Source organism: Paremcibacter congregatus (assembly GCF_006385135.1).
In the GTDB taxonomy this organism is placed as follows: domain Bacteria; phylum Pseudomonadota; class Alphaproteobacteria; order Sphingomonadales; family Emcibacteraceae; genus Paremcibacter; species Paremcibacter congregatus.
Genome location: NZ_CP041025.1, coordinates 3,187,561 through 3,210,241, shown reverse-complemented (window position 1 = coordinate 3,210,241; position 22,681 = coordinate 3,187,561). Strand labels below are relative to the sequence as shown.

16 protein-coding genes are annotated in these 22,681 nt (G+C 56.5%); 12 read left to right on the top strand and 4 right to left on the bottom strand.

Annotated elements, in window-relative coordinates:
• Positions 1-9: 9 nt before the first annotated feature.
• The 3 genes from FIV45_RS14165 to FIV45_RS14155 form a co-directional block, all read right to left on the bottom strand.
• Entirely contained in the window at positions 10-1,404 is a 1,395-nt protein-coding gene (locus FIV45_RS14165) for an ATP-binding response regulator (protein ID WP_099475088.1), read from the bottom strand.
• A complete protein-coding gene (locus FIV45_RS14160) occupies positions 1,401-2,552 on the bottom strand; it encodes an FIST N-terminal domain-containing protein (RefSeq protein ID WP_165777100.1) in 1,152 nt (383 codons plus the stop codon). The genes FIV45_RS14165 and FIV45_RS14160 overlap by 4 nt, the downstream gene beginning before the upstream one ends.
• Before the next feature lie 129 nt (positions 2,553-2,681).
• Positions 2,682-4,187 carry an aldehyde dehydrogenase family protein gene (locus FIV45_RS14155; RefSeq protein ID WP_099475090.1) on the bottom strand — a complete coding sequence of 502 codons (1,506 nt, stop codon included), beginning with the start codon at positions 4,185-4,187 and terminating at the stop codon, positions 2,682-2,684.
• 354 nt (positions 4,188-4,541) lie between these two features.
• On the opposite strand from FIV45_RS14155, the gene FIV45_RS14150 reads away from it, so the two are divergent.
• The 7 genes from FIV45_RS14150 (at position 4,542) to FIV45_RS14120 (ending at position 13,903) form a co-directional block, all read left to right on the top strand.
• Entirely contained in the window at positions 4,542-6,899 is a 2,358-nt protein-coding gene (locus FIV45_RS14150; protein WP_099475091.1) for a TonB-dependent receptor, read from the top strand.
• A gap of 93 nt (positions 6,900-6,992) precedes the next feature.
• Positions 6,993-8,576, top strand: coding sequence for a quinohemoprotein amine dehydrogenase subunit alpha (gene peaA, locus FIV45_RS14145; protein WP_204844761.1), 1,584 nt, complete (start codon positions 6,993-6,995; stop codon positions 8,574-8,576).
• 26 nt (positions 8,577-8,602) lie between these two features.
• Positions 8,603-10,090, top strand: coding sequence for a quinohemoprotein amine dehydrogenase maturation protein (gene peaB, locus FIV45_RS14140; RefSeq protein WP_139932354.1), 1,488 nt, complete (start codon positions 8,603-8,605; stop codon positions 10,088-10,090).
• 2 nt (positions 10,091-10,092) lie between these two features.
• A complete protein-coding gene (gene qhpC / locus FIV45_RS14135) occupies positions 10,093-10,413 on the top strand; it encodes a quinohemoprotein amine dehydrogenase subunit gamma (RefSeq protein ID WP_099475387.1) in 321 nt (106 codons plus the stop codon).
• Positions 10,414-10,435: 22 nt separating this feature from the next.
• Complete coding sequence (peaD, locus tag FIV45_RS14130; RefSeq protein ID WP_165777102.1) at positions 10,436-11,539, top strand: quinohemoprotein amine dehydrogenase subunit beta; 1,104 nt, start codon at positions 10,436-10,438, stop codon at positions 11,537-11,539.
• 102 nt (positions 11,540-11,641) lie between these two features.
• Complete coding sequence (gene aqpZ, locus FIV45_RS14125; RefSeq protein ID WP_099475101.1) at positions 11,642-12,334, top strand: aquaporin Z; 693 nt, start codon at positions 11,642-11,644, stop codon at positions 12,332-12,334.
• Positions 12,335-12,556: 222 nt separating this feature from the next.
• Complete coding sequence (locus FIV45_RS14120) at positions 12,557-13,903, top strand: DUF3422 family protein (protein WP_099475102.1); 1,347 nt, start codon at positions 12,557-12,559, stop codon at positions 13,901-13,903.
• Between the two features lie 19 nt (positions 13,904-13,922).
• Here the strand turns inward: FIV45_RS14120 and FIV45_RS14115 are convergent, their stop codons facing one another.
• Positions 13,923-15,503, bottom strand: a complete 1,581-nt coding sequence (locus FIV45_RS14115) for a phytoene desaturase family protein (RefSeq protein ID WP_099475103.1) — start codon at positions 15,501-15,503, stop codon at positions 13,923-13,925.
• A 206-nt stretch (positions 15,504-15,709) separates the two neighbouring features.
• Between FIV45_RS14115 and FIV45_RS14110 the strand changes: the two genes are divergently transcribed.
• The 5 genes from FIV45_RS14110 (at position 15,710) to fdhF (ending at position 22,681) form a co-directional block, all read left to right on the top strand.
• Positions 15,710-16,816 (top strand): S-(hydroxymethyl)glutathione dehydrogenase/class III alcohol dehydrogenase, encoded by a 1,107-nt coding sequence (locus FIV45_RS14110; protein WP_099475104.1) that lies wholly within the window; start codon positions 15,710-15,712, stop codon positions 16,814-16,816.
• Between the two features lie 2 nt (positions 16,817-16,818).
• Positions 16,819-17,664, top strand: a complete 846-nt coding sequence (fghA, locus tag FIV45_RS14105) for an S-formylglutathione hydrolase (RefSeq protein WP_099475105.1) — start codon at positions 16,819-16,821, stop codon at positions 17,662-17,664.
• A 99-nt stretch (positions 17,665-17,763) separates the two neighbouring features.
• Positions 17,764-18,291, top strand: a complete 528-nt coding sequence (locus FIV45_RS14100) for a formate dehydrogenase subunit gamma (protein WP_099475388.1) — start codon at positions 17,764-17,766, stop codon at positions 18,289-18,291.
• A complete protein-coding gene (locus FIV45_RS14095) occupies positions 18,288-19,841 on the top strand; it encodes a formate dehydrogenase beta subunit (protein WP_099475106.1) in 1,554 nt (517 codons plus the stop codon). Before FIV45_RS14100 ends, FIV45_RS14095 begins: the two co-directional genes overlap by 4 nt.
• A complete protein-coding gene (gene fdhF / locus FIV45_RS14090) occupies positions 19,838-22,681 on the top strand; it encodes a formate dehydrogenase subunit alpha (RefSeq protein WP_099475107.1) in 2,844 nt (947 codons plus the stop codon). Before FIV45_RS14095 ends, fdhF begins: the two co-directional genes overlap by 4 nt.

Sequence of the window (22,681 nt, the reverse complement as noted above, 5' to 3'; positions counted from 1 at the left end):
GATATCGCCTCAGGCTTTGGGGGTGTTCAGCAAATGCTGGATTAACGCATGCAGGGCTGCGGCGGCCACGGGTTTGTAAATCAGGGGCAGGCCTTCCTGCTCCAGAAGGTCGGCAAGATCCGGGTCCCGGTCGCTGGTGATCAGAATGGCGGGCAGGGGGCCTTCGAACTCGGCGCGGATTTCACGGACGGCGCTGACGCCGGTATCATCACCGTTCAGGTGATAATCGGCTATGATGATGTCGGGGGTAATGTCTTCTGTGATCAGGGGCGCCAGACAGGTGTCGGCGGAGGGGCCCGAAATCACCCGACAGCCCCATTTTTCCAGCAACGCCTGCATGGCGTCCAGAACATCCTCATCATTATCCACCACGGCGATGGTACGCCCGGCGAGGCTGTTGGCGGGGGTGACGTCCGCCACCCGTTCCGCGTAAGGCTGGCTGAGCTGGTCGACGTTGCCGCGGGCCAGAATAATGCCGAATAATGAGCCCTGACCAAAGATTGAACGGACTTCGATGTGGGCGTCGAGAAGTTTGGATATCCGCTGGACAATCGACAGGCCCAGTCCGATGCCGCGTCCGCCGACGGAACGATCTTCATGCACCTGTGTGAATTCTTCGAAAATGCCTTCCAGCTGATCCGCCTTGATGCCGATGCCGGTATCCAGGATGCGAATGGTGACATTTTCCCCGCGTCCCCGACAGCCGATCAGGATTCTGCCCTGTTTGGTATAGCGTACGGCATTGCTGAGAAAATTGCGCAGAATGGTTTCCAGGAGGCGCGGGTCGCTGTACACAATTTGTGATGTCGGCACCATGCGCACGTCCAGGCCGCGGTCTTCACCGGTGCGCATGTAATCCGGGACAATGCGGTCGAACAGATCCTGCAGCTTGAAATGACAAAAGCGCGGCTTGATGCCACCGGAATCAAGCTGTGAAATATTCAACAGAACACTCAGCAGGTCATCCAGCGCGTCGAGGGAATTGCCAATGCGCATGACATTGCGGGCATTGTCTTCGCTGAGGCCGGCGGCGGCGAGAGAACCGACAAACAAACGGGCGGCATTCAGGGGCTGGCGCAGGTCATGGCTGGCGGTGGCGAGGAATTTGGTTTTGCTCTTATTGGCTTCTTCTGCCTGCATTTTGGCAATCTGGAGCTTTTCCTCAATGATTTCCCGTTCGGCCAGTTCTGTCATCAGACGGGTATTGAGGTCACTGAGTTCATTGGTGCGCAGATTGACGGTTTCTTCCAGTTTGATGGCGGTCTGGAAAATGGTGAAGCTGTCCTGTTGCTGGTCCATTTCCTGTTCGACCCGGTCCATCAACACTTGCACGGTTTTATTGAGTCGGGCGTTTTCCATCACCAGCCGTTTGATTTCAGCCTCGCTCAGGCGGTGGTCAGTCATGGGACACCCCCTGCTTTGCCAATGGCGATGCAAGAGAAGGAATTATTCATATGAATGGTGTTGTACTGTTCGCCGAAGGTGGCGAAACCGATGACGTTATTGTCCTGGTATACCTTGGATATTTCCGGCATCAGCCCCTGTTCCTCACAGATCATCTTGCGGGCCGCACAGTCACAGCCCAGCACCAGATCCAGCGGGCCGATTTCCTGACGGATCTTGTCGAACATTTCTTTGGTGTTGACGGTAGGGTCGGACGGGCGGGCGATGGTGCAGACCACCCCCTTGCCAATGGCGCAGGCGAAACGAATATAGCGCTCCGCGTGATTGACTTCGACCACCCCGCGAGAATAATATTTTCCGCCGATTTTCATCAAAATCGGGTGATTGCTGCATACCGAAATATCAAGATCCTGTTCCGCCAGACCGCAGAGCCGGGCATATTCCTGGGTCGCGGGCACGCCGTTAATTTCATAAACCGTGCGCGACAGGGAATCGGCTTCTGTGATGACCGCCTTGGCGTCACTGGCGACATAATGGTGGGTGTAATGGACCTGAAACGGCAATTCGGTATGAATCAGGATGACAACGGCCATATTGCGCTGGAAAGCGCCATCGTGAAAGATGCTGGTTTGTTCCAGCGCCCAGCTGTCGGCGGTCGACCCTCCGACCAGGGGGATGTCGCCCAACTGGCTGCCGATGGCGGCGGTGACCCTTTCTTCCGCATTACTCAATCCGTCAATCAACATGAAGGCGAAGGTGTTATGGCCATTGGCGTGGGGGATGTCTTTCTTCAGGTCGGCCACGAGTTCGGCCCCGGCGTCCAGACCATCCTGTAGCTTAAAGGTGCTGATATTATGTATCGGCTGAGCCGCGACCTTGAAATGATCCGGTGAAAAGGCGACGCCGGTGATGCTGTCTTCGCGGTAGCCAAGCGGCGTAATTTCCCCGGCCGTGGTGCAGCCGATCAACGGGATATCGCCAAACCGCCGCCGCATTTCCTGTTCCAGTTTCGCCAGGTCATATTTCGGAGAACAGAAAAACAGACATAGCGCCGGGTCCGCGTCTGTCGCGCAGAGCTGTTGGTGGAGGTCTGAGACGGCCTGTTCTTCGTCCGGGGACAGGGAAACGGCCTTTCTGATGGCGGTCATACGAACTTCTCCTGACATCTGGTCTGAGTGTAAGCAAGGAACCCTTCAGAGGAAAGAAAAAACGGGCAAGGAAGACCCTTGCCCGAAGTTTGTGGGACAAAACCTGACAGTCCAGGAGAGGACATGACCTTACGCCATAATACAGACAGATTTTGTTTCCAGGTATGCATCAAGGGCTTCTGCGCCCATATCCTTGCCAAAACCCGATTGTTTATAGCCGCCAAAGGGCATGGCAATGTCGAGGATATTATGGCAATTAACCCAGACGGTGCCGGATTTGATCTTGGGCACGATGTTGATGATATTGCCCACATCCCGGGTCCAGATGCTGGCGCCGAGACCATATACCGTATCGTTGGCAAGTGCGGGGATTTCGCTGACATCACTGTAACGCTGGACACAGACCACAGGGCCGAAAATTTCCTCGCGCACGACTTTCATGTCGCGGGTGGTGTTGCCGAGAACAGTCGGTTCGATGAAATAGCCCTGATCGCCGCGCCGTCCGCCCCCGGCGATGACATCGGCGCCTTCTTCGCGCCCACTATTGATATAGCCCATCACCCGGTCAAACTGGGTCTGGGAGACCACGGGATTGATCATGTTTTCCGGATTAAGACCCGATCCAACTTGCAGGGCGCTGGCGGCCTGGGCCAGGCCTTCGGTGACCTGATCATAAAGATTGTCGGGGACAAACAGGCGTGATCCGGCGCAACAGACCTGCCCCTGATTGAAAAAGATGGCGCTGGCCGCGCCGGGAATGGCGATATCAAGATCGGCATCCGGCAGAATAACAGCGGGGGACTTTCCCCCCAATTCCATGGTGACATTTTTCATGGTGTCGGCGGCGGCCTTGACAATGATCTTGCCGACCTCGGTCGAGCCGGTGAAGGCGATTTTATCGACTTCCGGATGGGTGGTGAGCGCCGCACCGGCGGTATGTCCATACCCCGGGATGATATTGACCACGCCGTCCGGGAAGCCGGCCTGACAAATCAGTTCGCCGATATACAGGGCGGTCAGTGGGGTTTCCTCTGCCGGTTTGAGGACAACGGTGCAGCCACTGGCGAGAGCGGGGCCCAGTTTCCAGGCGACCATCAGGGCCGGGAAATTCCACGGAATAATCTGGCCGACGACACCGACCGGCTCTTTCAGGGTATAGCCCATGAATTTGGCGCCCGGGGCGTATGGCACGGACAGGGGCAGGGTATTGCCGGTGATCTTGGTCGGCCAGCCCGCCATGTAGCGGATATAGTCAATGGCGACCTGAATATCGACCGCGCGGGCGACGGCGACATTCTTGCCGTTGTCCAGGGCTTCCAGTTCGGCGAGGGTATCGGCGTTTTCCTCCATCAGGTTGGCGAGACGATGCATGCAGCGTTCGCGTTCTGTCGGGTTCATATTTGACCAGGGGCTGTCTTCGAAGGCTGCGCGGGCGGCGCGAACGGCCCGGTCGATGTCTTCCTGATCCCCTTCGGCGACTGCGACGATGGCGGCGCCTGTTGCCGGGTTCAGGCTGTCGAAGGTCTTGCCACTGGCGGAATTGACCCAGGCGCCGTTGAGCAGCATTTTACGGGGGCTGGAAATGAAATCCCGGACCTTCTCGCTTAATTTTTCTGGTTGAACTGACGCTGTCATCTGGCGGCTCCCATATTTGTGTGATGTGATTTTGATCAGATCGAATTATTTCACGGGAAAGCAATTCAGGATATAGGACCTTGGCATGAGGATGCACTTTGAGTTATATTTATGATCTGTTATAAAAAACGTAATTACGGCAAGGGCTTTCTGATTAAAGCCTCATGCGCACAGGCGGGATATCATACTATAGTATCAATGACGGATGTCGTCATATCCCTTTGTCTAGGTAGGCCTGTGTTCTTTTGCGGGGTACTCTCTTAACAATGGGAAACTCATATCGACCGGATCGCAGCCTGTGATCTGTCTCTTATGAGAGATGAATAGGTCATCAATCACGCAGGGAGACTATCTATGAAGAACTACACCAAAATTACATTAGAATCATATCGGACTAAATTACTGACCGGGGCCGCATTAAGCGTTGTTCTGGCCGGCATTCAACCGGCCGCGGCGCAAATGGTCATGGAAGAGGTCATGGTGACCGCACAAAAAAGATCCCAGTCGGCGCAGGATGTGGGGATTTCGATTTCCGCCTTTTCCAGAAGCCAGCTGGAAGCCATGGGATACACCAATGCCCAGGAAGTCACCGCCATGGCGCCGGGGGTGACCACCATGCAGCCCAACGGGGAAGCCAACTATTCCATCGGCATTCGCGGGGTGGCCAATAACGATTTTACCACCAATGTGGAAAGCCCGGTGGCGATTTATGTTGATGAAGTTTATATCTCACAGATGTCCGGTGCGGGCTTTATGCTGTTTGATATTGACCGGGTGGAAGTCTTGCGCGGGCCGCAAGGCACCCTGTTTGGCCGCAATGCCACGGGTGGGCTGGTGCATTATGTCACTGCCAAACCGACCCAGGAATTTGGCGGCTACGGCAGTCTGAGTTATGGCAGCTTTGATCGGATCAAATTTCAGGGCGCTGTCAATATGCCGGTGAATGACAAGCTGGCTATTCGGGCGTCTGCCTCGACCCATCAGGGCGATGGCTATATCATCAACCGTCTGCAGCCGGGCAGTAAATTGAACAACGCCAATGAATCCGCCGGCCGCCTTCAGGTGCTGTTTACGCCGAGTAATGCGGTCGATATCCTCCTGAATGCCCGGTTTGGCCAGCAGGACATCCGCACCGGCTTCTTTGAAAATGTTTCCGAAGCCAACCCGGATGGTGTTTTGACCCCGACCGTGCCCAATGTATCGCTGGATAATTATCTCGACAATGACGGCGACCCTTATGCGGGGGATTATGACAAGCCGGGCCGGAACAAGCTTGAAACCTATGGTTTCAGCGGCACCCTGAATTGGGATATGGAGTGGGCGGAGCTGACCAGCATCACCGACTATCAATCCGTCAACCGCAATTATATTGAAGATTCTGACGCCTCTCCCGTTGATTATTTCAATTTCTACCTGACCACGGACGCGAAACAATTCTCGGAAGAATTGCGTCTGGCCGGCAGCACGGATAAAATGAAATGGGTGACGGGTTTCTATTATATGGATCTCGACATTAACGACACGAACGGCATTATCGCGCCGGGGTTCCTGACCGATTTTGTTAATCTGGTGACCCCGGAAGTGCAGAACGGCGATATTCCACCGTTCACCGACCCGGCCGAGTTTGGCTTTAACGGGTTGCGCAACCCGTATCAGACAGATGTCAAAACATGGTCCGTCTTTGGACAATTGGAATTTGACCTGAGTGATGAGTTAAGTCTGATTGCCGGGTTCCGCTATATTGATGAGAAGAAAAATCATAATTATCGCGATATCGCCTATTTCTTCCCGGGAACGTCAAATGACGGCCTTGATCCCAATGCGGAAGAAGTGGTTGATTTTGTCACCCCTTATGCTGGCAAACGTCATGACAAGGAATGGTCCGCCCGGGCGCAGGTCAACTACCGCCCCAATGAAGATACTTTGCTGTACGCCAGTTGGAACCGGGGGGTGAAATCCGGCGGGTTTAATGCGCCGCTGCTGCCCACGGCAGAATATGTCACCGAACCACTGATGAATTACCGTCCGGAAAAACTCGACGCCTTTGAGGTTGGTTTCAAGCTGGATTTTGCTGAGGGCAAGGCCCGGGTGAATGGTTCCGCCTATTATTACGATTATAATGATTATCAGGCCTTTGCCATCATTCAACTGGATACCTTTACCCTGAATGCCGACGCGAAAAACAAGGGTTTTGAACTGGAATTACTGCTTAACCCACGGGACGGCATGGATATCCAGGCGGGGATTGGCTATATCGACGCCAAGGTCAAAAATGTGCCGGGCATCACGGTGGATGTAGATACCGATCTCGGGACGGTTTCGGCGATCCTGCCAGGGGCGGAACTGCGTCCGGTGAACACCCCTAAATGGAATCTGAACGGCTTGATCCGTCAGGAATTTGACATAGGCTCCGGGGCCATTGCGCTCCAGCTTGATGGTCAGTACCGGTCCGAACATGTTTTCGGTCTGCTCAGTACGCCGGCCCTGACCGAAGATGGTTATTTCGTGGGTAATGCTTCTGTGACCTATATTCATGGAACAGACGAGGCGTGGAGCGTACGTCTGTTTGTCAAGAATATTACCGACGAGGAGTATCTGGTTCAGACGTTCGATCTTGGGGGATCGTTGGCCGGGGGCGGTCTGTTTGGCATGACCGAGCAATATTATGGCCGTCCGCGCACCTGGGGCGTGAACCTGTCGTATAACTTCTAGAATTTGGCGGCAGCTTTCTCTCATTGATGAGGTGGCTGCCGCACTTTATTGGGGTGATGTTTCTACACAATATAAAGTAATATGGGTGAAGGCATGCTAGGGAAAATATATCAATTCGTCTCTGTAATGATCCTGATGATACTGTCATCAGGATCGTCTCCGGCTCTCGCCGAGGATATGGAGGGCAAGGCGCTGGTCAATGACTATTGCACCGCTTGTCACGAAGTGTCGGAGGACGGCAAACTGGCGCGGATATCTGCGGTGCGCAAGACGCCGGAAGGCTGGGATATGACCCTGTTTCGCATGCAGCATCTGCACGGGCTGGAACTCGAAAGTGATGAACGTTTTGCCATCATAAAATATCTCTCAACGGAATATGGTCTGGCCCCGTCAGAGGCCGCGCCTTTCCGGTATGTTTTGGAGCAGCGGGCGCATTTTGTCGATACGGCGGTGAATGACGATCTTGATGCGCTCTGTGGCCGGTGCCATACCAATGCCCGTTACGGCCTGCAGCGCCGCACCGAAGAGGACTGGCTGAAACATATGCATTTTCATGTGGGGCAATTCCCGTCTCTTGAATATCAGGCCCGGTCCCGGGATCGTTTCTGGTGGAAGGAAGTCACCACAGAGACCTATAAGGAACTGGCGACGCTATATCCTTTTCAGGCCGCGGCTTGGGCGCAGTGGCAGGTTGCCGATCATAAAAGCCCGGTGGGAAAATGGCGGGTAGCAGGCCATCGTCCAGGGGTGGGGCTATATCAGGGGAGCATGACGGTTTCACCCGATGGCGACATGTATAAAGTGGTCTATGATTTGGAGGACACTTCGGGGGCGCCCTTGACCGGCGACAGCAAGGTGGTGATTTACACCGGCTATGAATGGCGCGGGTCGGGTACGCTGAACAATACGGAAACCCGCGAAGTTTACGCCCTGTCCGAAGATGGTGCGAAAATGCGCGGCCGCTGGTATGAGGCGGGGCATTATGACCGGGGCGGAGAGATTTACGCCGTCCGCGAGAAAGACGCTGTGGCCGAAGTCATGGCGCTGTCTTCCTCTTACATCAGGGTGGGCGAGACGAAGGATATCAGTCTTTATGGTGTGGCATTATCCGGTGACGTCAGGACGTCTGATCCGGGTCTGGATGTCGCGGCGACAGTGCAGGGCGCGACGTTGGCCCGCCTGAAAATCACCGCCGGTAAAGATCTGGCCCCCGGGCGTTATCAGGTCCAGATGGGCGCGGCGGTGGCGGACATCACGGTCTATGACACGCTGGATAGTGTGCGGGTGTTTCCTGAGTATACCATCGCCCGGCTAGGGGGCGGCCGCACGCCACCGGTTAGCGCCCAGTTCGAGGCTTACGGGTATCTCAATGGGCCCGATGCGACGCCGGGAACTGCGGATGATATCCGGGTGGGGCTGATGCCGGCCTCCTGGGAAGCGCAGCCCTTCAATGAAGAAGCGGCGCACATGAAGGATGTCAACTTCGCCGGACGTTTGTCGGATACAGGTCGGTATCTGCCGGCGTCAGCGGGCCCCAACCCGGACCGCAAGTTCGCCACCAATAATGCGGGAAACCTGAAGATTGTCGCCACCGTGAAAGATACTGATCAGCTGATCACGGGGGATGCGCAACTGATCGTCACGGTTCAGCGCTGGAACAGCCCCCCTATTCGTTAAATTTGACAGACAGGAACCCCCTATCAATGACCAGCGGCCTCAAATTTATCGCCCATAACGCCCATGACGTGACGGTGGGGGATCAGCGGATATTGTTTCATATCCCGACGACGTCGCTGTTTGATCTGGACGGGGTGTCGGGCGACGTGCTCGACCTGTTCAAGGAACTGGGCGAGGTCAGCTGCGCCGATGTCGAGGCCCGCTTTGAAGGCCGTCACAGCCCGGATGACATCCTCGCCGTGGTCGAGGACTTCCTCGAGATGGACATCATCACGGGTGACGGCCCGGATTTCGACAAAAACCTGCGGCCGGATTTTCCGCCGGTCAAGATCGAGAATTACCCCTTGAGCACCATCATCCTCAATGTCAACACCGGCTGCAATCTCGGTTGCACCTATTGCTACAAGGAAGACCTCACCACCCCGGCCAAGGGCGAGCTGATGGGCCTCGATACCGCGAAGAAATCCATCGACCTTTTGCTCAAGGAAGGTGCGAGCCGCGACCGGGTCAATGTGGTCTTTTTCGGCGGCGAGCCGTTAAGCAACATGCCGCTGATCAAGGGCGCGGTCGCCTATGCCGAGGAACGTTGCGCGGCGCTGGGCAAGAAGGTGGATTTCTCCCTGACCACCAACGCGACGCTGCTCACGGAAGACATCATCGATTATCTCAACGCCCATAAATTCGGCATCGCCATCAGCATGGACGGACCGAAGGCGGTGCATGACAAGAACCGCAAGACCATCGGCGGCAAGGGCACCTATGATGTGGTGGCGAAGAAGGCCCGGATGCTGCTGGACCGCTATAGCGCCCGGCCGGTGGGGGCGCGGGTGACGCTGACCGCCGGGGTCACGGATGTGGAGGCGATCCACGCCCATCTCAAATATGATCTGGGCTTTGCCGAGGTGGGCTTCGCACCGGTGACCTCGGGCGATATTTCGCTGTTTAACCTCAGCAATACAGAATTGCACGAGGTGTTCGAGAATATGAAAAGCCTTGGCCTTGCTTACCGCGATGCGGCGCTGCGCGGCGAGAATACCGGTTTTTCCAACATGCATCAGCTGATGACGGATCTGTATGAGGGCACCAAGAAGGCGCTGCCCTGCGGCGCGGGTATTGGCCTGCTGGCGGTGGATCACGCAGGCGATCTCAATCTCTGTCACCGTTTCACCGGCTCGGATATTGACACCTATGGCTCGGTGGACACGGGCATCAAGAAGAAAGAACTGGGCGCCTTTCTCGAGGGCCGGGCCGACCGGGAGGGCACCTGGTGTGACACCTGCCGGATCCGGAACCTGTGTTCCGGCGGCTGTTATCACGAATCTTACGCGACCTATGACGACATCAACAAGCCGACCTACCATTATTGCGACCTGATGCGCGACTGGATCGATTTCGGGATCAGGGTTTACAGTGAGATCCTGCGCGAAAATCCCGGCTATTTCGAACGCCACGTCAGCCCCAGAACTTTGCTGCAGACCCAGAGAAGTTACACGTCACTCGAGAGAGGAATTTGAAGATGAAATATTTGAAACCGATCAACATCAAAGCCCAGGCCTTGAAGAATGCGGCGGATGACGGGGCCATGCGCGAAGTCGTGGCCATGCAAACCGTGGCCGGCTGCGCATCGACCATGGACCCTGGCTGGGAAGTAGATGCCTTTGGTGGTATTGCATCCCTGTGTCAGCCAATGGAAGCCGATCTTTACGGCTGTTCCGATCCCTGCTGGTGGCCGGCCCAGGTGCCGGATGTGATGAACAGCTATCCCGACTGGGATGCGGATAAAGCCAATGCAGGGGCCGATTGGCGGCAGTTGGAAACGGTATTTCCGAAACGATAATCATAACGACGGGATTTTAACAATGGCGACCTATTTTTCTTGTATTCTGGCGGTGGTGCTGCTGACGTTTTCCGGCGCCGCGGCGGCGGAAACGACCGAGTATCTGATCACGGGTAATAAGCCGGGCTTGTTGCATGTCCTGGATATGAAGCAGCAGAAAGTGGTGCGCAGTCACCGGATACCGGACGCGGGACGCACGGTTTATTCGCTTACTCCGTCGCCGGATGGCCAGGTGGTCTACGCGGTGACCAATCGCATGAAATCCATCTCAGGCATCAACGTTGACACCGGGGAACAAGTGTTTCGGGCCGATTTCAACGAGGGTGATATCCGGCGTCAGGCGTTCTTCGCCATGGACATCAGCCGTGACGGCAGGGAGATATATGTTTATCAGATGTCAACCCGCGTTCTGCTGTCGGAATATCAGCAATTGCCAACCCGGGTGGCGGTTTATGACACCTCTGCGGGCCTGAATGCCGAACCGGTCCGTACTTTTGAAGCGCCGCGCCGCATTCATATGCTGATGAAATCCACTGATGATAAATGGCTCTATGCCATGGGCTTTGATATTTACAAGATGGACCCCATGACCGGCGAGATCGTTGAAACCTTGCCGCTCAGGAACTGGACCCTGAAAAACCGGTCCCTGCCGGATGTGCTGGATTTTTGGCCATTGTGGGATCAGACGGACATCTTCTCGACCCCGGTTTATTCGGTGCGCACAGACAAGGCCGCTGATGATCCTTCGGCTTACAAGACCGGGTTATTGACCTTGGATTTGAAGACCGGGGCGTATGAGATCAATGATTTCGAGGATACCTCTGTCCTGATTTTCTCGACCGTGGTCAGTCCGACGAAAAAACATGCTTTCGGCACCTATACCCAGCTGACCAAGGTTGATCTGGAAACCAACACTTTGGCCAAACGGGTGGATCAGGATCATACCTATTATGCGGTCAATGTTTCTGCAGATGGGTCAGAGGTGTATGTCGGCGGCGCGGCCTGTGATATCGCCACCTATGAGACGGAAAACCTGACCAAGACCGGTCAAATCAATCTGCCGGACGCCTGTGGGGATCAAAGCACCGCGACCCTGCGCATGATCCGGCGGGAGACGCTGGATTAACCTTCGGTAGATATAAGTTCCGCCGATATGTCTCCAGAATTGCATTTTTCCTGAAATATAGCTAAAATCCTCGTTCCATTAATAAAAATATGAGGAAGAAAAATGACTATGGGTAATAAATTAGGGGCGGAGCTGCTCGGGACTTTTTGGCTCGTGCTCGGGGGGTGCGGCAGTGCGGTGCTGGCGGCAAAATTTGGTGATGGCCTGGGGATCGGTTTGCTTGGCGTCTCACTGGCTTTTGGCTTGACGGTTTTAACCATGGCCTACGCCATCGGACATATTTCGGGCTGTCATCTTAATCCGGCGGTGTCTGTCGGGCTGACCATGGCGGGCAAGTTCGACAAGAAAGAACTGCTGCCGTATATCGTTGCGCAAACTTTAGGGGCCATTCTCGCGGCGGCCTTGTTGAAGTTTATTGCTTCCGGCGACGGCGGGATGGTCACGGGTCTGGCGTCGAACGGGGTCGGGGTGCATTCCCCGGGCGGTTATAATATGATGACCGGCATTGTTGTGGAAGTTGTCATGACCTTTATGTTCCTGATGATTATTCTCGGCGCGACATCCAAAAAAGCACCCGCCGGTTTTGCCCCGATCGCCATTGGTTTGGGCCTGACGCTGATCCATTTGATCTCCATCCCGGTGACCAATACTTCTGTCAATCCGGCGCGCAGCACCGGCCCTGCCTTGCTGGAAGGGGGCATTGCCCTTGAACAGCTCTGGATCTTCTGGCTTGCACCTGTTGTCGGGGCTGTGGTGGCCGGACTGGTTTATAAAATGACGTTCAAGGACGCATAAGAATACCGCTCTGAAAAACGATCAGAATGTATAAAAGGCCCGAAGACAAAAATCTTCGGGCCTTTTTATGTGAGAGACAGGAGGCTTCAACGGTGCTCCGGTGTCATAATTCTGCAGAAAATTAGTGTTATATAAGAATTGGTTAGTTGCATTTAAAACTATTGTTTGGCCTGGGGAACTGAGGTAGATGGAATATATCGGGACAACGAACAGGCAAGTGATATGGCGGCAGACTTTCGGAGTAATGAGCTTTTTTCAGATGGCTCAGACGTGGGACTTCATCCATATGCCAACCGGGTGTCCCTGAATAACGAGGTACACAGCCGGCCCTTTATCACCATCAACAGCCCGGCGCGCTGCACCAATATCGCCATGCTGCATGGGCCGGAAGGTGCCGCGGGGCATGATGCGGCGGCAGAATGGGCGCATCTTGAAAAATTATGCGCTCATTACGGGGTCGCCCTGTCCTCTGATGTCAAAAATCACCTGATTGTCGATTTCGGCAGTTTCCAGCTGAAATGGGAACGTCATACGGAATTCAGCAGCTATACTTTTCTGCGGGACGGCGCGGGCAAGGATTCTTTTGAGGATTCCGCTTTGCAGGTTGTGCCGGAACACTGGCTGAAAAACCTGCCGGGCCAGATGCTGGTCGGGGTGCATCTTGTGGTGCAGGCCAGCACGGGGGAAGCACCCTATGATCCTGAAACATTGAAAGAGGTTTTCGGCACCAATGGACTGATCGGGGCGCGGGTTTCCGGGGGCTGCGCCACGGCCTGGACGGATTTCCGGCTGCACAAGGATGGCTTTACCCGCATTCTGGTTCAGAATATATCCATGTCCCGTCATCAGACGGGGCGGCTTTTACAGCGTCTGTGGGAAATCGAAACCTATCGCATGATGGCATTGCTGTCGATGACCCATACCGGCGACGTGGGCGCGCAAACCCGTGCGATAGAGCTCAAACTGGCCCGTCATGTGGGGCGAATGGCCAATGTTCATGATGAAGACAAGGAACAGGAACTGCTGGAAATCCTTACCGGCCTTGCGGCGGAGGTCGAACAACTGTCGGCCCAGACATCCTTTCGTTTCAATGCGTCAAAGGCCTATTACGCCCTGGTGTTGAAACGGATCGATAATATCAAGGAACAACATATCGAAGGCATTCAGAGATTGTCGAGCTTTATAGATCGGCGCATGGCCCCGGCGATGCGCACTGTGGAAAGCATGGATGAACGGATATCGATCCTGTCACGTCGGGTCAACCGGGCCAGTAATTTGCTGCAGGTGCGGATCAACACCACGCTTCAGGCCCAAAACAAGGAACTGCTCAAATCCATGGACCGACGTGCGCAGTTACAGCTCCGGCTGCAGCAAACAGTCGAGGGATTATCGGTCGTCGCCATCAGCTATTATGCCCTGGGCATTGTGAAAATAGTTGCGCAGGCCGGCGGAAAAATCTGGCCTCTGCCCGATGCGACGGTCATCACCGCCGCCTGCAGTCCGTTTGTGATTGGTCTGGTCTATTACGGTATTCATCGGGTGCGCCGTTATGTGGACAAGGCCGTATAGTCAGGTGATCTGTCGCGGGTCAGGCTTTGTGATCCCGCAGGATTTCGTGGGCGGCATTATGACCGGGTGCGCCGGTCACGCCGCCGCCGGGGTGGGTGCCGGAACCACACATATACAGCCCCCTGATCGGCGCGCGATAATTGCCGTGACCCAGCAGGGGCCGGGCGCTGAACATCTGATCAAGCGACAATTGACCATGCATGATGTCGCCGCGGGTGAGGCCGAAGGTGCGTTCCAGATCAAGCGGGCTTAACATCTGCCGCCCGACAATGCTGTCGGTGAAACCGGGGGCGTATTTTTCCACCTGGGCGATGATGGCGTCGGCGGCGTCTTCCCGGTGACGGTCCCAGTCCACATCCGGATCAAACTGCTGACAGAAGAGGCTGGCCACATGCTGGCCTTCGGGCGCCAGACTGTCGTCCAGGGTTGACGGGATCAGCATTTCAATGATTGGTTCCCGGGCCCAGCCCAGTTCGCGGGCATCGCGGAAGGCCTGGTCCAGATAACGCAGGGTCGGGGCAATGACGATGCCGCTGGTCAAATGATCGGCCGTGGCGCGGTCCTGCTGTTCCAGACAGGTGAACTGCGGCAATCTGTTCAACGCCACATTCATGCGGAAGGTGCCGGAGCCATTCTTGTAATGGGTCATGCGCCGGGAAAAATCTTCCGGCAGGTGTCGGTTGTCGACCAGTTTTGAATAGAGCAGGCTCGGGTTCAGGTTGGAGGCAATGATGCGGGCCCGGTGTTCCTGACCACTTTCCAGCCGGACGCCGGTGGCGCGCCCCTCTTCGATGATGACCTCGCGGACCGCCTGTCCGGTTTCAATCTCGACCCCCAGCGCCTGGACGGCGCGGGCCATGGCCTGGGTGATGGCGCCCATGCCGCCGATGGCGTGACCCCAGACGCCTTTCTTGCCATTGACCTCGCCAAAGGCGTGATGCATCAGAACGTAGGCCGAACCCGGGGTCTGGCTGTCGGCATAATTGCCCACCACCCCGTCGAAGGCGAAGCTGGCCTTGACATGGTCATTTTCGAAATAGAGATCAAGAAAATCACCGACGCTCTTGGTGAAGATATCAAGTACGATCCGTTCGTCTTCCAGTGACAGTTTGCGCAGGCGGTTGCCGAATTTGGCGGCCTTGAAAATATCACGAAGCCCGCCCCCGACATTGGGCGGTGTTTCCAGCAGGAAATCGCGCACCAGATCGGCGACCATCTCAATATCGCGGCTGTAACGGTCAAGCGCCGCCGCGTCTTTTTCGGAAAAACGGGCGATTTCGGCTTTGGTGGCGGTATCACCCACCGGATAGGCGATAAAGTCGCCGTTCGGGTGGGGCCACAGGTTATTGACTTTCCGCTCGACAATCCTGAGCCCAAAGGCCGCAAGATCCATATCCTGAATGATTTTGGGGTTAAGCAGGCTAACGGTGTAGGAGGCGACGGAATTGCGGAAGCCGGGATGAAATTCTTCCGTCACCGCCGCGCCGCCAACCACATCGCGCCGTTCCAGAACCCTGACCTTATGACCGGCCCGGGCAAGATAATAGGCGCAAACAAGGCCATTATGGCCGCCACCGATAATAAGAGCATCCTGGGTCATGGGCGTCGTTCCTGTATGTCGGATTGGGATCAAGTGTTTTTTTGGTTCTTTCTGGTATTGTACGACTGGGGGCGGTTGTCAAGCTTTGCCGGTGAAGATCTCCTGAAGACAGGGGCTTTGGGGAAAACCGTGGAAAGGGATTGTCATCGGCGTCGCTTCACGGTAAATTTTGCTGTAATATTAATACGCAACAGGAAAGCATTCCCATGGAAACTCGCGCCGCCGTCGCCTTCAAGGCCGGACAACCTCTCAGCATTGAAACCGTAACACTGGACGGGCCCCGCCCCGGCGAGGTTCTGGTGGAAATCAAGGCCACCGGGGTCTGCCATACGGACGCCTTCACCCTGAGCGGCGACGACCCTGAAGGGGCTTTTCCGGCGATCCTCGGCCATGAAGGCGCCGGGGTTGTGGTGGAGGTCGGCGAAGGGGTCAAATCCTTAAAAGTCGGCGATCATGTGATCCCGCTCTATACGCCCGAATGCCGGGAATGCGATTATTGTCTGCACCCCAAGACCAATCTCTGCCAGTCAATCCGCAGCACCCAGGGGCAGGGATTGATGCCGGACGGCACCAGCCGGTTCAAGCTTAACGGTGAACCGATTCTGCATTATATGGGCTGTTCGACCTTTTCTAATTATACGGTGTTGCCGGAAATCGCCCTGGCTAAAATTCGCAAAGACGCCCCCTTTGACAAGGTCTGTTATATCGGTTGCGGTGTCACCACCGGCGTCGGTGCGGTGGCCTTTGACGCGAAGGTGGAACCGGGCAGCAATGTGGTGGTCTTCGGGCTCGGGGGCATCGGTCTGAATGTCATTCAGGGCGCGCGCATGGTCGGCGCCAACAAGATCATCGGCGTCGATATCAATCCGTCGAAAGTCAAGCTGGCGAAGCAATTCGGCATGACCGATTTCATCAACCCGAAGGAAACCCCTGATCTGATCGAGGCGATTATGGATCTGACCAACGGCGGGGCGGATTACAGTTTTGAATGTATCGGCAACGTCAATACCATGCGCCAGGCTCTGGAATGCTGCCATAAGGGCTGGGGCGAGAGCATTATCATCGGCGTCGCCGGCGCGGGGCAGGAAATTTCCACCCGGCCGTTCCAGCTGGTCACCGGCCGGGTCTGGCGCGGGTCGGCCTTCGGCGGCGCACGCGGCCGCACCGATGTGCCGAAGATCGTTGACTGGTATATGGACGGCAAGATCAATATTGATGACCTGATTACCCATAAAATGCCGCTGGATGACATCAACAAGGCGTTTGATCTGATGCACAGCGGTGAAAGCATCCGCAGCGTGATTGAATTTTAAAGATGGAACAGATTTCACAGCACGCATGCCACGGCGGTACATTGACCTATTGCAGGCACGTTTCAGAAACCCTGGGCTGCGACATGCGGTTCACGGTTTATGTGCCGCCCCACCCCGAGGGCGAGATCCTGCCCGCCGTCACCTATCTTGCGGGGTTGACCTGCACGGAAGATAATTTCACCACCAAGGCCGGGGCCTACCGGCTGGCGGCGGAACTGGGGCTGATGCTGATCGCGCCGGACACCTCGCCCCGCGGGGATGATGTGCCCGACGATGAAGCCTGGGATTTCGGCAAGGGGGCCGGGTTTTATCTCGACGCCACCGAAAGCCCGTGGGACAGGAATTTCCGCATGGAAAGCTATATCACCGGCGAGCTGAACGATCTGATCACGGCGCATTTCCCGGTCGACCGGGCGCGGCAGGGCATTTTCGGCCACAGTATGGGCGGCCACGGGGCCCTGACCCTGTATCTGCGCCATCCGGATCTGTATAAATCCGTGTCGGCCTTTGCGCCGATCGTCGCGCCGACAGAATGTCCGTGGGGTCACAAGGCTTTTGCCGGGTATCTGGGCGAAAACCGGGATGCCTGGGCGGAACATGACGCCTGTATCCTGATGCGGCGATCGTCGCGGGCGGCGGCGCGGCCCACCATTCTGATCGATCAGGGACTGGACGATCCTTTTCTGGAAGCACAGCTGAAGCCGGACCTGTTTGGCGAAGCCTGTTTTGCCGTCGGACAAAAGCTTAACATGCGACGTCATAAGGCGTATGATCATGGGTATTTCTTTATTCAGAGCTTTATGGAGGATCATCTGCGCCACCATAAAGCAATTTTGAGGGATGATTAGTTTCATTTTGAAATTATTTTAGATATAAAGGAAGTCGGGGTAGGGCTTTTGTAAAATATAATGCGTAACAGATGATATAGGATGGGATGGCATAACGGCATGACAAAGACACATGAGCACGACAGGCCGCATCTGGAGCAGGCCGACTGGGACCCGGTAGAGGCGCAAGAAATCATCGCGCCCTTTGCCCGTCTGAAAGGTGGCCTGATGGAGGCGCTGCACGGGCTGCAGCAGGCTTTTGGCTACGTGCCGCGGCAAAGCTATGATTTGCTGGCGGATGCTTTTAACCTGTCCCGGGCCGAGGTTTACGGCGTCAAAAGCTTCTATCATGATTTTCGCGACACGCCGGCGGGGCATCATGTGATCGAAGTCTGTCAGGCGGAATCCTGTCAGGCCATGGGCAGCCGCGGGCTCACCACCCATGTGCAGAAAATGCTTGGTATTGAACTAGGCGAGACCAGCCATGACGGTCATTTCACCCTGAAAGCGGTTTATTGTCTCGGCAATTGCGCCGTTTCGCCCAATATTACCTTTGACGGAAAAATGCATGGACGGGTGACAGAGGACAAATTTGATAAACTGATGCAGCGCACGGCGGGTCTGGCGAAAAAAGGGGAAAATGCATGAGCGATCTGATGACCCTCTATGTGCCGCTCGACAGTACCGCGCTCGCCATGGGCGCCGACGAGGTGGTGCTGGCCATCATGACAGAGGCGGCGGCGCGCCATCTGGATGTTGAAGTGATCCGCAACGGCTCCTGGGGCATGAGCTGGCTGGAGCCGCTGGTGGAGGTGGTGACCGACAAAGGCCGGATGGCGTACGGCAATGTCACGCCGGAAGAGGTTCCGGGCCTGTTCGATGCGGGATTTCTGACCGGCGGAGAGCATGCGCTTGGTCTTGGCCTGACGGCGGAAATAGAGTATCTGAAAAGCCAGGACCGGCTGACTTTCGCCCGTTGTGGTCTGATCGAAGCCCTGTCCCTGGAGGATTATCGCGCCCACGGTGGCTTTAAGGGGCTTGAGAAAGCCCTGAAAATGTTGCCCCAGGCGATTGTTGATCAGGTGACGGCAAGTGGTCTGCGCGGGCGCGGCGGCGCGGCGTTTCCGACCGGCATTAAATGGAATACCGTGCTCGGGGCCGAGGCCGACCAGAAATACATCTGCTGCAACGCCGACGAGGGCGACAGCGGCACCTTTGCCGATCGTATCCTGATGGAGGGCGATCCCTATTGCCTGATCGAGGGCATGATCATCGCCGGGCTCGCCGTGGGGGCGACGGAGGGTTATATCTATCTGCGCTCGGAATACCCCCTGTGTCGCGATATCCTGCATGAGGCGCTGATCGAGGCGCGGGACGCGGGCTGGCTCGGCGCCGATATTCGCGGCTCCGGCAAGGCGTTTGATATCGAGGTGCGCATGGGGGCGGGCTCCTACGTCTGTGGTGAGGAAACCGCCATGCTCAACAGCCTGGAAGGCAAACGCGGCATGGTGCGGGCGAAGCCGCCGCTTCCGGCGCTGGAAGGCCTGTTTGGTCAGCCGACCGTGGTTAATAATGTGCTCTCGCTCGCCAGTGTGCCGATCATCATGGATCAGGGCGCCGATTTCTATAAAAACTATGGCATGGGCCGCTCTCGTGGTACAATAGCCTTTCAGCTGGCCGGCAATATCGCCCGGGGCGGTCTGGTGGAAAAAGCCTTCGGCCTTCCTTTGCGCGAGATGATCGACGGCTACGGCGGTGGTACCGATAGCGGCCGGCCGATCAAGGCCGTGCAGGTGGGCGGACCGCTCGGCGCGTATCTGGCGGAAGGCGATCTCGACCTGCCGCTGGACTATGAAGCCTTTTCCGCCGCAGGCGCGGTATTGGGTCACGGCGGTATTGTCGTATTTGATGACACGGTCGATATGGCGGCCCAGGCGAAATTTGCCTTTGATTTTTGCGTCGAGGAAAGTTGTGGCAAATGTACGCCCTGCCGCATCGGATCGGTGCGCGGCGCGGAACTAATCGAAAAAATTCAGGCGGGTCAGGCTGTCGACGACAATCTCGCACTGGTGAAAGACCTGTGCGATGTAATGGACAGCGGATCACTTTGCGCCATGGGCGGCATGACGCCGATCCCGGTCTTGAGCGCCATGGATAAATGGCCGGCTGACTTCAGGAAAGACGGAGTTGAAAAATGACAGTGATTGATGAAAAAGATTATGGCACCCCCGCCGTCACATCGGATGTCACGGTTCATCTCGAAATAGACGGCAAGGCGATTTCTGTTCCGGCCGGAACCAGCGTAATGCGGGCCGCGGCGGAGGTGGATACGGATATCCCGAGCCTCTGTGCCACAGATTGTCTCGAGAGCTTTGGCTCCTGCCGCCTGTGTCTGGTGGAGGTCGAAGGTCGGCGCGGAACGCCGGCGTCCTGCACCACCCCGGCGGAAGAGGGCATGAAGGTGATCACCCAGTCGCCGCGCCTGACGACATTGCGTCGCGGCGTCATGGATCTCTATCTGTCCGATCATCCAAGCCCTCATGATGGCAAGGACGATGATTTGCCCCTGCAGGATCTGGCGAAACTGCTCGGCATGACCGAAAGCCGTTATGGCACTGACGGCCATAATCATCTGAAGTCAATCATTGACGACAGCAACCCCTATTTCAGCTTTGACCCCAACAAATGCATTCTCTGTTCCCGTTGCGTGCGGGCCTGCGAGGAAGTGCAGGGCACCTTTGCCCTGACCGTCGAGGGGCGGGGCTTTGACAGCCAGATTTCCGCCGGTATCGCGGGTGAGGATTTCCTCGCCAGCGACTGCGTATCCTGCGGCGCCTGCGTTCAGGCCTGCCCGACGGACAGCCTGCTCGAAAAAAATGTCATCGAAAAAGGCAAGCCCGATCACAGCGTGATCACCACCTGCGCTTACTGTGGCGTGGGCTGCGGCTTCAAGGCGGAAGTGAAGGGGGGCGAGGTCGTGCGCATGACGCCGTGGAAAGACGGTCAGGCCAATCACGGCCACAGTTGCGTCAAAGGCCGCTTCGCCTGGGAATATGCCTTCCATGCCGACCGGATCACCAAACCGATGATCCGCGAGAAGATCACCGATCCCTGGAAAGCGGTGAGCTGGGACGAGGCCATCGCCTATGGCGCCAAACGTCTGAAGGATGTTCAGGAAAAATATGGCCGTAAATCCATCGGCGGCATTTCCTCCTCCCGCTGCACCAACGAAGAAGTTTATGTGGTGCAGAAACTGGTGCGCACCGGGTTTGGCAATAACAATATCGATACCTGCGCCCGGGTCTGCCACAGTCCGACCGGCTACGGCCTCAATCAGACTTTCGGCACCTCCGCCGGCACCCAGACCTTTGACAGCGTCATGGATGCGGATGTGATTTTGGTGATCGGCGCCAACCCGACGGAGGCTCATCCGGTCTTCGGCAGCCAGATGAAACGCCGGTTGCGTCAGGGGGCGCGCCTGATTGTCATTGACCCCCGGGTGATTGATCTGGTGAAAACCCCGCATGTGGCGGCGGAACTGCATTTGCCGTTGAAGCCGGGCACCAATGTGGCGATGATCAATGCGCTGGCCCATGTGATCCTGACCGAAGGGTTGGAAGATAAAGCTTATATCAAGGAGCGCTGTGAGGATCAGGCCTTTGCCGACTGGTGCGCCTTTATCCGCGATGAGAAAAACTCCCCGGAAATGGCGGAACAATATACAAGAGTTGTCGCCGCGGATGTCAGAGCTGCGGCCCGGCTGTATGCCACCGGCGGCGGTCTGGACCATAAAGGCAACTCGGCGATCTATTACGGCCTCGGGGTGACGGAGCATTCGCAAGGCTCGACGGCGGTCATGGGGCTGGCCAACCTGGCGATGCTGACCGGTAATGTCGGTTTCTCCGGCGTCGGGGTCAATCCGTTGCGCGGCCAGAATAATGTTCAGGGTTCCTGCGATATGGGATCATTCCCCCATGAACTGCCGGGCTATCGTCCGGTCGGCGATGAAGCCGTCCGCGGGTCCTTTGAGAAGGATTGGGGCTTGAAACTGGACCCGGAACCGGGTCTGCGCATTCCGGGCATGTTTGACGAGGCGGTCGCGGGACAGTATCGCGGCATGTATATTCAGGGCGAGGATGTGGCCCAGAGCGATCCGAACACCGCCCATGTGGAGGCGGCGCTGCGCAATCTCGATTGTCTGATTGTCCAGGATCTGTTCCTGAATGAGACGGCGCGTTTCGCCCATGTCTTCCTGCCGGGCACCAGCTTTCTGGAGAAGGACGGTACCTTTACCAACGCGGAACGCCGCATCAGCATGGTCAACAAGGTTCTGGAGCCTGTCGCGGGTCTGGACGAATGGGAAATCACCTGCCGCCTGTCGAGAGCCATGGGCTATGATATGCATTATGATACATCGGCAGAGATTATGGATGAGATTGCGCGTCTGACGCCAACCTTTGCCGGGGTCAGTTTCGACAAAATCAAACGCCAGGGCAGTGTGCAGTGGCCGTGCAACGCCGATGCGCCGGACGGCACGCCGATCATGCATGTGGATCATTTTGTGCGCGGCAAGGGCCATTTTGTGATCACCGAATTTGTCCCGACGGAAGAAAAGGTGACACGGCGCTTCCCGCTGATCCTGACCACGGGACGCATTCTCAGCCAGTATAACGTCGGGGCCCAGACCCGCCGGACGGAGAATAATATCTGGCATGAAGAAGATGTGCTGGAAATTCACCAGCAGGACGCCGATGACCGGGGGATTCGCGACGGCGACTGGGTCAATATCACCAGCCGCATGGGCGAGACGACCCTGAAAGCCAGGATTTCAGACCGCATGCAGCCGGGGGTGATTTTCACCACCTTCCATATGCCGAAATCGGGCGCCAATGTGGTGACCACCGACAATGCCGACTGGGCGACCGACTGCCCGGAATATAAGGTGACGGCGGTGGAAGTCCGGCTGACCAATCACCAGTCCGACTGGCAGGAGGAATTCGATCATTTCTCGGAAGAGACCCGCCATATCGCTGAATAG

Excerpts from the sequence above, each read along its gene's own strand:
- qhpC (WP_099475387.1), top strand. The coding sequence starts at position 10,093 with ATGAAATATTTGAAACCGATCAACATCAAAGCCCAGGCCTTGAAGAAT.
- FIV45_RS14120 (WP_099475102.1), top strand. The coding sequence starts at position 12,557 with ATGGCGGCAGACTTTCGGAGTAATGAGCTTTTTTCAGATGGCTCAGAC.
- peaD (WP_165777102.1), top strand. The coding sequence starts at position 10,436 with ATGGCGACCTATTTTTCTTGTATTCTGGCGGTGGTGCTGCTGACGTTT.
- fghA (WP_099475105.1), top strand. The coding sequence starts at position 16,819 with ATGGAACAGATTTCACAGCACGCATGCCACGGCGGTACATTGACCTAT.
- FIV45_RS14160 (WP_165777100.1), bottom strand. The coding sequence starts at position 2,552 with ATGACCGCCATCAGAAAGGCCGTTTCCCTGTCCCCGGACGAAGAACAG.
- fdhF (WP_099475107.1), top strand. The coding sequence starts at position 19,838 with ATGACAGTGATTGATGAAAAAGATTATGGCACCCCCGCCGTCACATCG.
- FIV45_RS14150 (WP_099475091.1), top strand. The coding sequence starts at position 4,542 with ATGAAGAACTACACCAAAATTACATTAGAATCATATCGGACTAAATTA.
- FIV45_RS14095 (WP_099475106.1), top strand. The coding sequence starts at position 18,288 with ATGAGCGATCTGATGACCCTCTATGTGCCGCTCGACAGTACCGCGCTC.
- FIV45_RS14110 (WP_099475104.1), top strand. The coding sequence starts at position 15,710 with ATGGAAACTCGCGCCGCCGTCGCCTTCAAGGCCGGACAACCTCTCAGC.
- FIV45_RS14100 (WP_099475388.1), top strand. The coding sequence starts at position 17,764 with ATGACAAAGACACATGAGCACGACAGGCCGCATCTGGAGCAGGCCGAC.
- FIV45_RS14165 (WP_099475088.1), bottom strand. The coding sequence starts at position 1,404 with ATGACTGACCACCGCCTGAGCGAGGCTGAAATCAAACGGCTGGTGATG.
- peaA (WP_204844761.1), top strand. The coding sequence starts at position 6,993 with ATGCTAGGGAAAATATATCAATTCGTCTCTGTAATGATCCTGATGATA.
- aqpZ (WP_099475101.1), top strand. The coding sequence starts at position 11,642 with ATGACTATGGGTAATAAATTAGGGGCGGAGCTGCTCGGGACTTTTTGG.
- FIV45_RS14115 (WP_099475103.1), bottom strand. The coding sequence starts at position 15,503 with ATGACCCAGGATGCTCTTATTATCGGTGGCGGCCATAATGGCCTTGTT.
- peaB (WP_139932354.1), top strand. The coding sequence starts at position 8,603 with ATGACCAGCGGCCTCAAATTTATCGCCCATAACGCCCATGACGTGACG.
- FIV45_RS14155 (WP_099475090.1), bottom strand. The coding sequence starts at position 4,187 with ATGACAGCGTCAGTTCAACCAGAAAAATTAAGCGAGAAGGTCCGGGAT.